This window comes from Vibrio hyugaensis, assembly GCF_002906655.1.
Lineage (GTDB): Bacteria > Pseudomonadota > Gammaproteobacteria > Enterobacterales > Vibrionaceae > Vibrio > Vibrio hyugaensis.
This window is the reverse complement of record NZ_CP025794.1, coordinates 2,739,142-2,753,414: the sequence shown is the minus strand read 5'-3', so window position 1 is coordinate 2,753,414 and position 14,273 is coordinate 2,739,142. Positions and strand designations below refer to the sequence as shown.

Genomic DNA, 14,273 nt, shown 5'->3' with positions numbered 1-14,273 from the left:
AGAATAATTCGGGAAATCAACACAATAAAAAAGCCAGAGCATCGACTCTGGCTTTTTCGTATTCGGTTATTAATCCGTAATCAGACAAATTAGGATTCAAAAATCACCGTCGCGACCGCGTAATGACGCTCGTCAGAAATCGATAGATGAACATGATTCACACCCATCGACTCGGCGATTTGCTTTGCCACACCAGAAAGCGTCAACATCGGTTTACCGAACTCATCATTCGAAACGGTAAAGTCATGGAAGGTCACGCCTTTCGCAATGCCCGTGCCTAGCGCTTTTGATGCCGCTTCTTTTACCGCGAAACGCTTTGCTAGATAACGACCTTTTTGTTTTAGTTCGTCAAATTTTGCCATTTCTTGAGCCGATAGAATGCGCTTTGCAAATGGCTCACCACTGCGTTCTAGTGCTTTCTCTATTCGCCCAATCTCGGCGATATCGGTTCCTAATCCTAAAATTGCCATGATTGAAACGGATTACTTACGTGCAGCGACCATCAGGGCTTTCATTTCTGCCACTGATTTTTCTAGGCCATCAAATACCGCACGACCGATGATCGAGTGACCAATATTCAGTTCGTAAATTTCAGGCAATGCAGCGATTGGCGCAACGTTGTGGTAAGTCAGACCGTGACCAGCATTAACGATGATACCTAGGTCATCAGCGTAGCTTGCACCTGCAGCAATCTTCTTAAGCTCGTCTTGTTGGTCTTCCTCAGTATCCGCATCCGCATAGTGACCAGTGTGAAGTTCGATATACGGTGCACCACATGCTTTTGCCGCATCGATCTGTTGACGGTCAGCATCAATAAATAGAGAGACTTTGATGCCCGCTTCCGTCAGTTTTTGCGTTGCAGCTTTCACTTTCTCAAGCTGACCTACAACGTCAAGACCACCTTCTGTTGTCAACTCTTCACGTTTTTCAGGAACCAGACACACGAACTCAGGCTTAGTCTGTAGTGCAATCTCAACCATCTCGTCTGTTACTGCCATTTCAAGGTTCATACGAGTTTGAATGGTTTCACGTAGGATGCGCACGTCACGATCTAGAATGTGGCGACGGTCTTCACGTAGGTGAATAGTAATACCGTCTGCGCCAGCACGCTCTGCGATCTCAGCAGCATGAACTGGATCTGGGTATTTAGTACCACGCGCATTACGTAGAGTGGCAATATGGTCGATATTAACGCCTAAATAGATTGAGCTCATTTTCCATTACTCCGTGCTCTGTATGTCTGAATGAATAATTCACGACTTTTTAAAGGTTTGCCGCCAAGATACGGCTTTAATGCCAGTCGTGTAAAGCGTTTCGCCGCTTTTAATTGCTCTTTAGTGATGAATCGCCGTTCACTAATTGCAATCAATTCATTCCCCAAAAAAGTGAGGTTATCTCGCCTTACTGACGCGATGAATCCTTTTTGTTCGCGATAGCGGTAAGTCATGTCAGGGTCGACGGGTTCACCAGTACCAGCACAATGCAAAAAATCGACGCCATACCCCATAGAAGACAGCAGGGCTAATTCAAAACGACGCAAGCCCGGTTCAGGGTTATCACTTTGAGCCAGTTCCGTTAAGGCATGTAAGTAGTCATGAAATAAAGCTGGCATCGGCACTTCTGCCATCAACACCCTTCCAATCAATTCATTTACGTACATGGCGGAGTAAAGGTTTATTCCTGTCAAAGGCAAACCTAAACTGATGGGCTCTGCTTGACGTAACGTCTTCATCGAGCCTTTCCCTGACCATTTCAGCAATAGAGGGGTAAAGGGCTGCAATGCGCCTTTAAGATTGGAGCGTTTACCGCGAGCACCTTTTGCCATCAATGTAATTCGACCATACTCCTCGCTGAATACATCAAGGATTAAGCTCGATTCACTGTAAGGGCGTCGATGCAATACAAAGCAGCGTTGAAAGCCTTCTGAAGACTGGTTGCTCATCTCGTCAGTGTGCCTAAGAAGTGTGAATAAAAAAATAAGGAGCCAATTGGCTCCTTATTCTAATCGATATTTAGTTTTTATCGATGTTGGAACGAAGCAACTTCGCAACCAAGCTTATAGGTCGTCGATGTAACCAAGTGAACGCAATGCACGTTCGTCGTCTGCCCAACCAGATTTCACTTTTACCCAAGTCTCTAGGTAAACCTTACGGCCGAACAACTCTTCCATATCTAAGCGCGCTTCACGACCAATGGTCTTGATCTTCTCACCGCCTTTACCAATGACCATTTTCTTTTGACCGTTACGTTCAACAAGAATTAAGGCATTGATGTGGAAGCCATCATTTTCTGGGTTGTAGTCAAAACGTTCAATTTCAACCGTTACCGAGTAAGGCAATTCTTCACCAGTAAAACGCATCAGCTTTTCACGCACGATTTCAGACGCCATGAAACGCTGAGAACGGTCTGTTACGTATTCTTCAGGGAAGTGATGTGTTGCTTCCGGCAAGTGATCGCGAACGTGCTTACGTAGTACGTCGATGTTCTTGCCTTGTTTCGCAGAGATTGGCACAACGTCAACAAAGTCCATTTTCTTAGACATGTCGGCCATGTGCATCATCACTTCGTTACGATCTTGCACGTTGTCTACCTTGTTCACACAAAGTACTACAGGGAAGTTCGACTTTTGAAGCTTAGTCAGCACCATCTCGTCGTCTTTGGTCCAGTGCGTACCATCAACCAAGAAGAATACTAGGTTTACATCACTGAGCGATGAGTTCGCCGCACGGTTCATCAAACGGTTGATCGCACGCTTCTCTTCAATGTGAAGTCCTGGTGTATCTACGTAGATCGCTTGGTAATCGCCGTCAGTGTCCACACCCATGATGCGGTGACGAGTCGTTTGCGGTTTACGAGATGTTATCGAAATCTTCTGACCAAGAATTTTGTTTAGAAGCGTCGATTTACCAACGTTTGGGCGACCAACAATCGCAATAAAGCCACAGTGCTGGTTTTCTGGTGAACTTACTTCACCGTTTGATGCAAAAAATGCATCGATATCGAATTCGTTATCAGCCATTTGTTAATTGCTCAAGTGCTGTTTCAGCAGCCGCTTGTTCTGCCTTGCGGCGGCTGGTGCCTTTACCAATGACAGGCTTATCCACACCTGCTACGTCACACTCAACCGTGAACTCTTGGTTGTGCGCTTCACCTTTAATATTAGTCACTGTGTAGACAGGCAGTGGTTTTCTTCTGCCTTGCAGGAACTCTTGTAGGCGAGTTTTTGGATCTTTTTGTGATACGCCAGGCTTGATGGCTTCAAGACGCGAGTTGTACCAGCTCAGTACAATACCGCGCACGGCTTCAATATCACTATCAAGGTAAATCGCACCAATAATGGCTTCTACCGCATCGGCTAGAATAGAGTCTCGGCGGAATCCGCCACTCTTCAATTCACCTGGACCTAATTTTAAATAATCTCCTAGATCGAATTCACGACCCAGTTCCGCCAATGTGTGCCCACGTACCAAAGTAGCGCGCATACGGCTCATGTCACCTTCGTTCACTTTCGGGAAACGATGGTACAGATCATCAGCGATGACAAAACTTAAAATTGAATCGCCCAGAAACTCAAGACGTTCATTATGCTTACTGTTGGCGCTGCGGTGAGTCAGCGCCAAGTTGATAAGCCCAGCATCCTTAAATTGGTAGCCGAGCTTTCTCTCTAGTTTATCAATTGGAGAATTCATACTCTCTCGATATGTAATGGTTAGTGAATACCACCGACGCGGTTAAAACGCACACCAGTTGGAATCCATGAAGGTAGAACGCTGTCTGCGCCACGATCAAACTCGAAGCTAATCCAAATCGCGACAGCTTTACCGACTAAGTTTGCTTCTGGAACAAAGCCCCAGTAACGGCTATCAGCACTGTTATCACGGTTATCACCCATAACAAAGTACTGACCTTGTGGTACAACCCATTCGTTAACTCCTGGACGTGGCTGGTAGTTCTGCACACGGTCACGAGCCAATGGGTTAACCAAGATTTGGTGTTCCACTTCACCCAGTTTTTCATTCATCTGAATCAGAGGAATACCGTTTTGGATGAACGGACTTTCTTCAACATTGCTCAATTTAACTGGCTTACAAACCGAATCACCTTGCGATTGAATACATACTTGCTTGTCACTTGAGTAACGAACCGTATCGCCAGGTAAGCCAACAACACGTTTAATGTAGTCAATGTTTGGTTGAGGTGGGTATTTGAATACCACAATATCACCACGCTCTGGTTTGCCAGTTTCCACTAGCTGATGACGCCAAACAGGATCTTTCAATCCGTAAGCGTATTTCTCCACCAGAATAAAGTCGCCTACTAGTAAGGTGGGCATCATTGAGCCTGAAGGAATTTGGAACGGTTCATAGATAAAAGAACGCAATACAAGAACGAATGCAATTACAGGGAAAATAGACACGCTATTCTCAATCCACCATGGCTGACGTTCTACTTTCTGTAGTGTTACCGCGTCCAGGCCATTAGCTGTCTGTGCTTGAATCTCTTCTACTTTCGCTTGACGTTTTTTTGCAAACACCAGCTTTTCCAGTAGCCAAACTACGCCAGTTACCAAAGTCACGATAACTAGAATCAGTGAGAATGTATTCGCCATTAAATTCCCTTATCTAAAAATACGAAAGTGAAAGAGCCGAAACCCTTTCACTTATTTTACTATCTAACGTCTTATGACAGACAAGAGTAAGAGATAGTTCAACTCTAGTCTTTACCAACGTGAAGAATAGCTAGGAACGCTTCTTGAGGCAGCTCTACGTTACCGATCTGCTTCATACGTTTCTTACCTTCTTTCTGTTTCTTCAGAAGTTTCTTCTTACGGCTCACGTCACCACCGTAACATTTCGCGATTACGTTCTTACGTAGCTGTTTCACAGTAGAACGCGCAATGATGTGGTTACCGATTGCCGCTTGGATCGCGATATCAAACATTTGGCGAGGGATGAATTCTTTCATCTTCTCAACCAACTGACGACCACGAGTCTGAGACTGATCTTTGTGCGTAATCAGTGCTAGCGCATCAACCTTGTCGCCATTCAGAAGTACATCTACACGTACCATGTTCGATGTTTCAAAGCGTTGGAAGTTGTAATCCAAAGATGCGTAGCCGCGTGACGTTGACTTCAGACGGTCAAAGAAGTCCAGAACAACTTCTGCCATTGGGATATCGTACGTCACAGCAACTTGGTTGCCGTGGTAAACCATATCAACCTGAGTACCACGCTTTTCTACACACAGTGTGATTACGTTACCAAGGTAATCCGATGGCACAAGAATATTACAACGTGCGATAGGCTCGCGAATTTCTTCAATGTCGTTTACCGCTGGCAGTTTGGCCGGGCTATCAACATAAAGTAGCGTACCGTCAGTTTCTACGACTTCGTAGACTACAGTAGGCGCTGTTGTAATCAGGTCTAGATCGTATTCACGCTCTAAACGCTCTTGGATGATTTCCATGTGCAGCATGCCAAGGAAACCACAACGGAAACCAAAACCTAGTGCCGCTGAGTTTTCTGGCTCATAGAACAACGATGCATCGTTCAGGCTCAATTTGCCTAACGCGTCACGGAAGTTTTCGTAATCATCAGATGATACTGGGAATAGACCCGCGTATACCTGAGGTTTTACTTTTTTAAAGCCAGGTAGAGGGCTCTCACTGCCGTTTTTCGCTAGGGTTAGCGTATCACCAACAGGAGCACCAAGGATGTCTTTGATACCACAAACTACCCAACCTACTTCACCGGTATTAAGAACATCAGTATCGACTTGCTTAGGTGTGAAGATACCTAGACGGTCTACACCCCAAGTTTGGCCTGTGCTCATTACTTTAATCTTGTCGTTTTTCTTCAGTGAGCCGTTTTTAATACGAACCAAAGAAACAACGCCAAGGTAGTTATCGAACCATGAATCGATGATCAATGCTTGAAGTGGTGCTTCAGGATCACCTTCTGGTGCTGGAATTGCTGATACGATGTTTTCTAGAACGTCATCTACACCGATACCTGTCTTAGCAGAACAGCGGGTAGCTTCCATTGCATCGATACCAACGATTTCTTCAATTTCTTCTGCTACGCGCTCAGGATCAGCGGCAGGTAGGTCAATCTTGTTAAGGATTGGCACAACCTCTAGATCCATTTCGATCGCGGTGTAACAGTTAGCAAGCGTTTGAGCCTCTACACCTTGACCTGCGTCAACCACCAATAGCGCGCCTTCACAAGCGGCTAGAGAGCGTGATACTTCGTACGCAAAGTCAACGTGTCCCGGAGTATCGATGAAGTTCAGCTGGTAGGTTTCACCGTCTTTAGCAGTGTAGTTTAACGTTACACTCTGAGATTTAATGGTGATACCACGCTCACGTTCAAGATCCATAGAATCCAGAACCTGTGCGGCCATTTCACGATCGCTTAATCCTCCACATACTTGGATTAGACGGTCTGATAGGGTCGACTTACCATGGTCGATGTGGGCGATAATCGAAAAGTTACGAATGTGCTTCATAGATTTAGGGTGACTAACTCTTTACAAATAGGGACAGTAAGAAAGCCATCAGCTGACGGCATTTCAATCAAGTTGGCAGATTCTACCCAATTTCGTTAACGGGCGCACCTTATTTAAAGTATATACCTTAGCAACCTCGAGGTACGTACTTACTGGATAGGCTCACCGAGAACTCGAATGAGGGTGACTTGGCGTTTTGATTCATCTTCTAAAGGTCGTGACACACGTTTAGCGAGCCACATACCACCAGCAGCGAACAAAACCGAAGCTAAGATGGTAATGCCCTCGCCGCCTGTGGTTAAAGGCACAAGAAGGAAGTTGCCAATCACGGCACCAACAATCAGACCAAACAGAGGAAGAAGGTAAACCGCCATTGCGGATTTGATCAGACTCGACTCAGGAAAGCCGATTTCTACCACCTGACCAACTTTGACGGATGTTTTTGTACGCAGATGCCATGCTAATGTTTTGTTACCAATTGCTTTAGTAACCACTCCAGTGCCACAGATTTTTTGCGAAGAACAGCTGCTGCAACTGGTTTGTTGCTCGCAGCTTAAATCGATATCGTATTGCTGACCGTGACGATGAACACCCGTCACGGTTGCTAATGCGGTCATCATTGCGCTTTACTCTTTGCTACATCAAACGTAACAGATTGTGCAATACGCTGAGCAGTTGCCGGTGGAATATCACCCACAACAGAGATCTCATGATCACCACTTACAAAGCTATGCAAAGTACGACGACCTTGGCGAACCAATTGGCCTTTCAGAGAATGCTCATCTTTGCTTGCGACATAAACAGAGAAACTGAATAAACCATCCGAGTAAAGCTGGCTTTCAACCATTTGGTCAGTTACCGCCATTCGGTAGCGATTTAACTCATTTGGATGGAAACCTTCAGGAATCCAACCTACGTTCCAGTCACTCGTACCGATATCGCCTTTTGGCATCGTCAATACTGCTGGCAACTGCACATCCGCCAAACCACTCATCAACTCGCCAATTTTTGGATTCACCGAGTATGAGATCGTACGGTATTGCTCTAGCATTTCTCCATCACGGTCAACCAGATCAGCACGCAGTGGTAGCTTACTTTTCTCATCAATCCAAAGTACGTACGAATAACGCAAACCGTCTTTAGGCACAATACGTAACACCTGAGTCGGAACGCCAGCTTCACGGGCACGACCGACTTTGACGTAGTCGTAATAGAGGTTCAATTCATCGATATTGGTGTTCAGCATCGGCATGATTGGTGCGACCATCTTGCCAGATTCAATCGTAAACGGCTCTGCACCGGTTTCGATGTAACTCACTTCAGTACCACGACGAATTACTTCACGAACTGGACCACTCAAATACACAAGATGTGCGTACTGATCTTTATCGTGAGTCGCATGACGGTACAGCAAAGGTTCAATGCTGTTCTTTTTGATGAGGATATAAGAGAGTTCGTAGCTTAAATTTTTGCTCGCCTCGCTCATTTGATGCAATAAAGCCTCCGCTGGTTTATCACCAGCAAAGGCTTGAGTAGACATCAGACTGAACAGAGCGCAAGCGCTGATCAGAAATTTTTTCATTCAATATCCGGAGTCAGATTTGCATCTTGCTGAGACGCATCACTGTTAATTCTTAACTGCAATTCGTAGTCACGAAGCATAGCATGAACGCGTTTACGTTGCTCTTGCATATTTGCTTCGCCAACCGAGCGCTCAACGGACTCACGAGTCAAACTTACTGGTTCTGCACTGCCAGCAAATGGCACTGTTTGAAGCACAGGAAGTTGATCGGCTTGTGGCGACATTGGGTCGCTACCACCGTATTGTTGCACACCTAAAATCACGGCAAGTGACACACACGCAGCAACGGCAACCTGACCAAACTGAGTCAGCCATGCAGGCAACTGGCGCTTGGCTTTTTGTGGCTCTGGTTGCGACTCTTTTGGCGCGTCATTAATTGAAATAACGTTAGCACTGCGTGAATCGATAGCACGATGCACAGGCTCGTCTTCTAACGCTAACGCCACGCTTTCAGCAATATTCCACTCAGGTTTTGCTGGCGCTTCGCCTCGCATCACATCACCAATAAGATGATAGTTCTGCCAAGCGTCACGGCTTTCTTGGTCTTGCTCTAATTCTTGAATTAAAGCCTTATCGACCAATTCTCCATCCATGAGAGCTGAAAGTTTTTCTTTGTCAGCCATTGTTTTCACCATAGTTATCACTTGTACTAGCGCTGTAAAAGAGGTTTGATTTTCTTTTCCACCGCCTCACGAGCACGGAAGATACGTGATCGTACCGTTCCCACCGGGCAATCCATTACTTCAGCAATTTCCTCATAGCTTAAGCCATCAAGCTCACGCAGAGTCATTGCCGTTTTTAAATCTTCAGGTAAGGCTTCGATTGCGCTGAACACTACCCGTTGCAATTCTTTGGACAACGTTAAGTTCTCAGGGTTCGAAATTTCTTTCAATGCATTACCTGTTTCGTAAAATTCAGCATCTTCAGCATCAACGTCCGTCGCAGGCGGTCTACGACCCTGAGCAACGATATGATTCTTCGCAGTATTCACTGCAATGCGATACAGCCAAGTGTAAAACGCACTCTCCCCGCGAAAGCTAGGGATAGCTCGGTAAGCCTTGATAAACGCTTCTTGTGCTACATCTGGAACATCGCCAGGATTACTTACGTATCTGGAAATAAGATTACATACCTTGTTCTGATACTTCGTTACCAGCAGGTTGAATGCTTGCTTATCTCCATTCTGAACTCGCTCAATCAATACTTGATCGGTCAGCTGCTCGTTCATTCGAGCGGATACTCCTATTTGTTATGCCCCTACTCTTCTCAGATATGGGTACTAATTATGCAAAACGTAGTATTGACACCACTGCTTACTTGAGCACTATTGTGACTCCGACGTGAATGAGAAAGTTCCATGGTTTCTCAAATTTTTTGTCATTGTTTTTTCACAGTGTGATGTCACTAGCCAAATCCCTCGCCACGTCTGAATTACGTCTCGTTTTGACAAGCGAGCATAGTGATGGGGAAATGGGTATAATGGATGATCTCTGTCCCAGATTGTGCTGGGTAGAGCCTAGAAAAGCAATGGCATTGACAAACTATTACTTTTTGTTGGCACGGCTAATGGCTATCTGAACAACGCGTTTAAAATAAAACTCAGGAAGCATTCGCATGTCATCGACATGCAAAGATAAGAGTGGCACAAGTCACCAGAGTTGCGGTGATTTAGATACCTCCCAACTTAGCCCTTAGCGACGGATGTCGCGTTAATGGATGCACATGGTGTGCAAAATATACACAAGGTAGCCTTGTTACCTTAGCTTGGGATTGTAAAAGTTATATGAACACGAATCGTGAACATGAATGTGATGTGTTAGTGGTAGGGAGTGGCGCCGCGGGCTTGTCGTTAGCTTTGCGCGTAGCAAACCACTGTAAAGTGATGGTGTTGAGTAAAGGCCCACGCAGCGAAGGCGCGACGTTTTACGCGCAAGGTGGTATCGCTGCGGTCTTCGATGAATCTGACACCATCGAGTCTCACGTTGAAGACACACAAATTGCTGGTGATGGCATTTGCGATGAAGAAACGGTTAAGTTTATCGCTGAAAATTCAAAAGAATGCGTGCAATGGCTCATCGATGGCGGTGTGCCATTTGATCGTGAAGAAGACGACTCTGATGAAGAACCTCGTTACCACTTAACTCGCGAAGGTGGTCACAGTCGACGCCGAATTTTGCATGCTGCGGATGCAACAGGTATGGCAATGCAAACCTCACTGCAAGACAACGCCCACAGCCACCCAAACATTCATGTTCTTGAACGTCACAATGCTCTGGATTTGATCACTGAAGATAAAATCGGCGGCGACAAAAATAAGATCATTGGTGCTTATATTTGGAACCGAAATGAAGAACAGGTAGAAACCGTTCGCGCTAAATTTGTTGTTCTTGCGACTGGTGGTGCTTCCAAAGTTTACCAATATACGTCAAACCCTGACGTTTCCTCTGGTGACGGTATCGCGATTGCTTGGCGCGCAGGCTGCCGTGTAGCAAATATGGAATTCAACCAATTCCACCCTACCTGCCTGTTCCACCCAGAAGCACGTAACTTCCTACTCACAGAAGCCTTGCGTGGTGAAGGTGCCTATCTGCGACGCCCTGATGGCTCACGCTTTATGCCGGATTTTGATGAGCGTAAAGAACTTGCGCCGCGTGATGTCGTCGCACGTGCCATCGACTTTGAAATGAAGCGCCTAGGTGCAGACTGCATGTATTTAGACATCAGCCACAAACCTGCGGAATTCATTACCAAGCACTTCCCAACCATTTATTCTCGTTTGATGGATCTTGGCATCGATATGACCAAAGAGCCGATCCCAATTGTTCCGGCCGCACACTACACGTGTGGTGGCGTGATGGTCGATCAAAACGGCAATACGGACTTGAAGAATCTATATGCCATTGGCGAAGTCAGTTACACCGGTCTACACGGTGCAAACCGCATGGCTTCAAACTCACTACTTGAGTGTGTGGTCTACGCATGGGCAGCCGCCAAAGATATCCTAAAGCACCACACGAAGGTCGAGTTAGCACCCCGAGTACCTTGTTGGGATGAAAGCCAAGTCACCAACAGTGATGAAGAGGTTATCATCCAGCATAACTGGCATGAGCTTCGCTTGTTTATGTGGGATTACATGGGCATTGTTCGCACGGACAAACGTTTAGAACGCGCACTACGCCGTATTCAAATGCTTCAGCAAGAAACGCATGAGTACTACAGTCACTTCCGTGTTTCAAACAACTTGCTAGAACTGCGTAACCTACTTCAAGTAGCTGAACTGATGGTGCGCTGTGCGATGCAGCGTAAAGAGAGCCGCGGTCTACACTACACCTTGGATTATCCAAACCAACAAGAGAACAGCGGACCGACGATTCTGACACCAAACAAGTAAATCTGACGCCAAGTAAGAAAGAGTCAGACACAATATCAAATGGGGCTTCGGCTCCCATTTTCCATTGACGCAATATCATATTCAATTGACGATACGACACATCATCACAACTGTCTCGCCAAACGGTTACCTTATCCCCAGATACCAACTTAAACGTCACCTTGAAAACAGAAGCGAAAAGATCAACTCCTGATAACAGTGAAGTCTGAGCGTCATTTCGAACCGTTCCATCACGATGAAAATACCAATTCCCGACAGTTGACGGCATGACGAATCCACCTTGGGTATGGCTACGATAGATCAGTAGTAACAGATAACTAGATAAGACGAGTGGAATATCAGAGAAGATAACCGCCCAAGCTAAACCGAAAAGAATCAAGTAATGCAGCGCTTGGGCGTTTAGAGATTTAGAAACAGTAAGATTAACGAACCTTGCTGAGGTTGTGTGCGACAATTTTATCGACCATCGAAGCGTGACCAAGGTTTTCGCTGCGACCATGCCCCATGACCCAAGTAAACAAATCTGGATCATCACATTCTAGCAACGAAACAAAATCACGTTGCTCTTGCTCACCTAGTGCATCGAAGCACTCTTCAAAAAACGGCATAATCACCACGTCAAGCTCAAGCATGCCACGACGACAAGCCCATTTAATACGCGCCTTTTCTTCCGCAGTGTACATTCAGTATTCCTTCATAGATGTCTTGTTCTTAGTGCGGAGTGTAACAAGGGATGTTCAACGCCACTAGTGTGCGGGTCACAATATGTAGCCAAGTCACTGCAAATCCTGATCGCATTTAATAAACAAACGTTCAGTTGAGCCAAACATCTTAAAATTGAGTGGACATATTGAGTGCTGACAAATGTCGAATCTGCAATTAACATAGCTGAAAAATATCTTCAAAAGGCATCGTACTCATGGAATGGCAAACTCGCTTTTCACCACTGAACCTATCGACACAAGACGCGCTACCGGAGCTGTCTATCTCGCTATTGGATAACCTGGGCATGATCACCATGGTCGGGGACGACAAAAAATCATACCTACACGGTCAAGTTACCTGCGATGTGGTTTCTCTTGAGAAAGACCAATCAATGTTGGGTGCACATTGTGACGCGAAAGGTAAAGTGTGGAGTGTCTTCCGCCTATTCCACCATAACGATGGCTACGCAATGGTTCAGCCAAATTCAGCAATTGAAGTGGAACTGAAAGAAATTAAAAAGTACGCGGTGTTCTCGAAAGTGACCATCGAAGAATCAAGCGACGTGGTACTGGGTGTTGCTGGTGAGAATGCAGATGCGTTCATCTCAACGCTAAATGCTGATTCTGGCGACGTGCGTGCGATTGAAGGCGGCACTGCGGTCAAAGTAGCTCCGAATCGCTGGTTGCTTGCGCTTACAGCAGAAGCAGCACAATCATTAGTGGAAGATAGCCAAGCAACACTGACAACCCATGAGCTTTGGACCCGTTTCGATATTGAAGCAGCACTGCCATACGTGGTAGCAGACGCGCAAAACGAACACATTCCACAAGCACTAAACGTACAAGCGCTTGGTGGTATCAGCTTTACGAAAGGCTGCTACACAGGTCAAGAAACTGTAGCGCGCGCGAAATACCGCGGCACCAACAAACGTGCAATGTACATTGTTAAAGGTGCTACTGCTGAAGCCTTAGGTGAAGGTGCGATTGAATTGGAGCGTAGTGTCGGTGAAAACTGGCGTTCAGTCGGAGCATTGCTCACGCATTACCAATTCAGCGACAACCAAGCGATCGGGCTCATTGTACTGCCAAACAACCTAGACGATGACACTCGTCTACGCTTGGTTGCTCAACCAGAGTGTGAATGGGAAATCGCAGCACTGCCGTACAGCCTTGACGATGAGTAATACCATTCATACCCCTTTGATGCAGTTTTTAGCGGATCAGAACATCGAATTCCGCCTTCTTCCTCATCAAAGACCAGCAACAACCATTGAGGATGCCGCGCAACAACGCGGCATTCGTCCTTCTCAAATGGTCAAAGCGATTCTTTTGCGCGATATGGGTAGCCAATATGCACTTGCCTGCACGCCAGGTGATCGTAGCGTTGACCCAAAGAAAGTACGCGCACTACTGCAATGTCGTCGCATGACCTGTGTTGATCAAGCGGACGTAGAGGCGATTACCGGATATAAGATCGGTACTGTCACGCCGCTACTTTTAAAGCGCTATATGCCAATCGTATTCGACCCGAGCCTATTGGAAGAAAAAGAAATCACTATCAGCAGTGGTGATCGTATGGCTGGATTAGCATTATCTATCGATGATTTACTGCAATTGTGCCAACCAACCTTGGCCGATATCTGCCGTTAACCTTCGTAAAAATGTAATAACACGCAGGCTTTCTCACACCTACGTGATCTCACTCATATCTCCCAACATACAAAGTGGAATTTTTAATCATTTTTAAAACATAAATAGTCACACGTAAGAAACTCGTATATGCTGAATTTGTTGGTTAAGTTTTCAACAACAACTTAATCAACATAAAGTGAAACTGCTGACTGAATTGGCCTCTGCCACGCGGTCAGTCGTCCACTTTTGTGTAATGCATCTGTGACTATTCGCCCGCCGAAGCGGGCTTTTTTTTGCACGGAACTTTTCTGCGCCTCTTCCCTCTAACTCGATGAAAGCCATGTATTAAGCCCTTAATCCGGCAAAACGATAAAAATGCAATCAATTGAGTAAAAACATTTAGCAAACAATTATTTTCCTTCTATTCTTAATTCTGTAACAAAATAGTTGCTTAATG

15 protein-coding genes are annotated in these 14,273 nt (G+C 45.7%); 3 read left to right on the top strand and 12 right to left on the bottom strand.

Going from position 1 to position 14,273, the window contains the following annotated elements:
* Window positions 1-89: 89 nt before the first annotated feature.
* The 11 genes from acpS to rpoE form a co-directional block, all read right to left on the bottom strand.
* Window positions 90-470, bottom strand: a complete 381-nt coding sequence (gene acpS, locus C1S74_RS13670) for a holo-ACP synthase (protein WP_045397756.1) — start codon at window positions 468-470, stop codon at window positions 90-92.
* 12 nt (window positions 471-482) lie between these two features.
* Window positions 483-1,214, bottom strand: a complete 732-nt coding sequence (gene pdxJ, locus C1S74_RS13665) for a pyridoxine 5'-phosphate synthase (protein ID WP_045397753.1) — start codon at window positions 1,212-1,214, stop codon at window positions 483-485.
* Complete coding sequence (gene recO / locus C1S74_RS13660) at window positions 1,211-1,942, bottom strand: DNA repair protein RecO (protein ID WP_045397752.1); 732 nt, start codon at window positions 1,940-1,942, stop codon at window positions 1,211-1,213. The genes pdxJ and recO overlap by 4 nt, the downstream gene beginning before the upstream one ends.
* 114 nt (window positions 1,943-2,056) lie before the next feature.
* On the bottom strand, window positions 2,057-3,019 hold the full coding sequence (gene era, locus C1S74_RS13655; protein ID WP_038881191.1) for a GTPase Era: 963 nt from the start codon (window positions 3,017-3,019) through the stop codon (window positions 2,057-2,059).
* Complete coding sequence (rnc, locus tag C1S74_RS13650; protein WP_005436448.1) at window positions 3,012-3,689, bottom strand: ribonuclease III; 678 nt, start codon at window positions 3,687-3,689, stop codon at window positions 3,012-3,014. The genes era and rnc overlap by 8 nt, the downstream gene beginning before the upstream one ends.
* Before the next feature lie 20 nt (window positions 3,690-3,709).
* The gene (gene lepB / locus C1S74_RS13645) at window positions 3,710-4,609 is read right to left on the bottom strand and encodes a signal peptidase I (protein ID WP_038881188.1); all 900 of its coding nucleotides are present in this window, start codon (window positions 4,607-4,609) and stop codon (window positions 3,710-3,712) included.
* 104 nt (window positions 4,610-4,713) lie between these two features.
* Complete coding sequence (lepA, locus tag C1S74_RS13640; protein ID WP_045397750.1) at window positions 4,714-6,507, bottom strand: translation elongation factor 4; 1,794 nt, start codon at window positions 6,505-6,507, stop codon at window positions 4,714-4,716.
* 149 nt (window positions 6,508-6,656) lie between these two features.
* A complete protein-coding gene (locus tag C1S74_RS13635) occupies window positions 6,657-7,127 on the bottom strand; it encodes a SoxR reducing system RseC family protein (RefSeq protein ID WP_045397748.1) in 471 nt (156 codons plus the stop codon).
* Window positions 7,124-8,089, bottom strand: coding sequence for a sigma-E factor regulatory protein RseB (gene rseB, locus C1S74_RS13630; RefSeq protein WP_045397746.1), 966 nt, complete (start codon window positions 8,087-8,089; stop codon window positions 7,124-7,126). The genes C1S74_RS13635 and rseB overlap by 4 nt, the downstream gene beginning before the upstream one ends.
* Window positions 8,086-8,712, bottom strand: a complete 627-nt coding sequence (locus tag C1S74_RS13625) for a sigma-E factor negative regulatory protein (protein ID WP_038870308.1) — start codon at window positions 8,710-8,712, stop codon at window positions 8,086-8,088. Before C1S74_RS13625 ends, rseB begins: the two co-directional genes overlap by 4 nt.
* A 26-nt stretch (window positions 8,713-8,738) precedes the next feature.
* Entirely contained in the window at window positions 8,739-9,317 is a 579-nt protein-coding gene (gene rpoE, locus C1S74_RS13620; protein WP_005436461.1) for an RNA polymerase sigma factor RpoE, read from the bottom strand.
* A 555-nt stretch (window positions 9,318-9,872) separates the two neighbouring features.
* On the opposite strand from rpoE, the gene nadB reads away from it, so the two are divergent.
* Entirely contained in the window at window positions 9,873-11,480 is a 1,608-nt protein-coding gene (gene nadB / locus C1S74_RS13610) for an L-aspartate oxidase (RefSeq protein ID WP_045397744.1), read from the top strand.
* 422 nt (window positions 11,481-11,902) lie between these two features.
* Here nadB and C1S74_RS13600 read toward each other — a convergent pair whose 3' ends face one another.
* A complete protein-coding gene (locus C1S74_RS13600) occupies window positions 11,903-12,163 on the bottom strand; it encodes an FAD assembly factor SdhE (protein WP_038870312.1) in 261 nt (86 codons plus the stop codon).
* Window positions 12,164-12,399: 236 nt separating this feature from the next.
* Here C1S74_RS13600 and ygfZ point away from each other — a divergent pair, with 236 nt between their 5' ends.
* Both ygfZ and C1S74_RS13590 read left to right on the top strand, forming a co-directional pair.
* Complete coding sequence (gene ygfZ / locus C1S74_RS13595; RefSeq protein ID WP_045397739.1) at window positions 12,400-13,368, top strand: tRNA-modifying protein YgfZ; 969 nt, start codon at window positions 12,400-12,402, stop codon at window positions 13,366-13,368.
* A complete protein-coding gene (locus C1S74_RS13590; protein WP_045397738.1) occupies window positions 13,361-13,834 on the top strand; it encodes an aminoacyl-tRNA deacylase in 474 nt (157 codons plus the stop codon). The genes ygfZ and C1S74_RS13590 overlap by 8 nt, the downstream gene beginning before the upstream one ends.
* The last annotated feature ends 439 nt before the right edge of the window (window positions 13,835-14,273 follow it).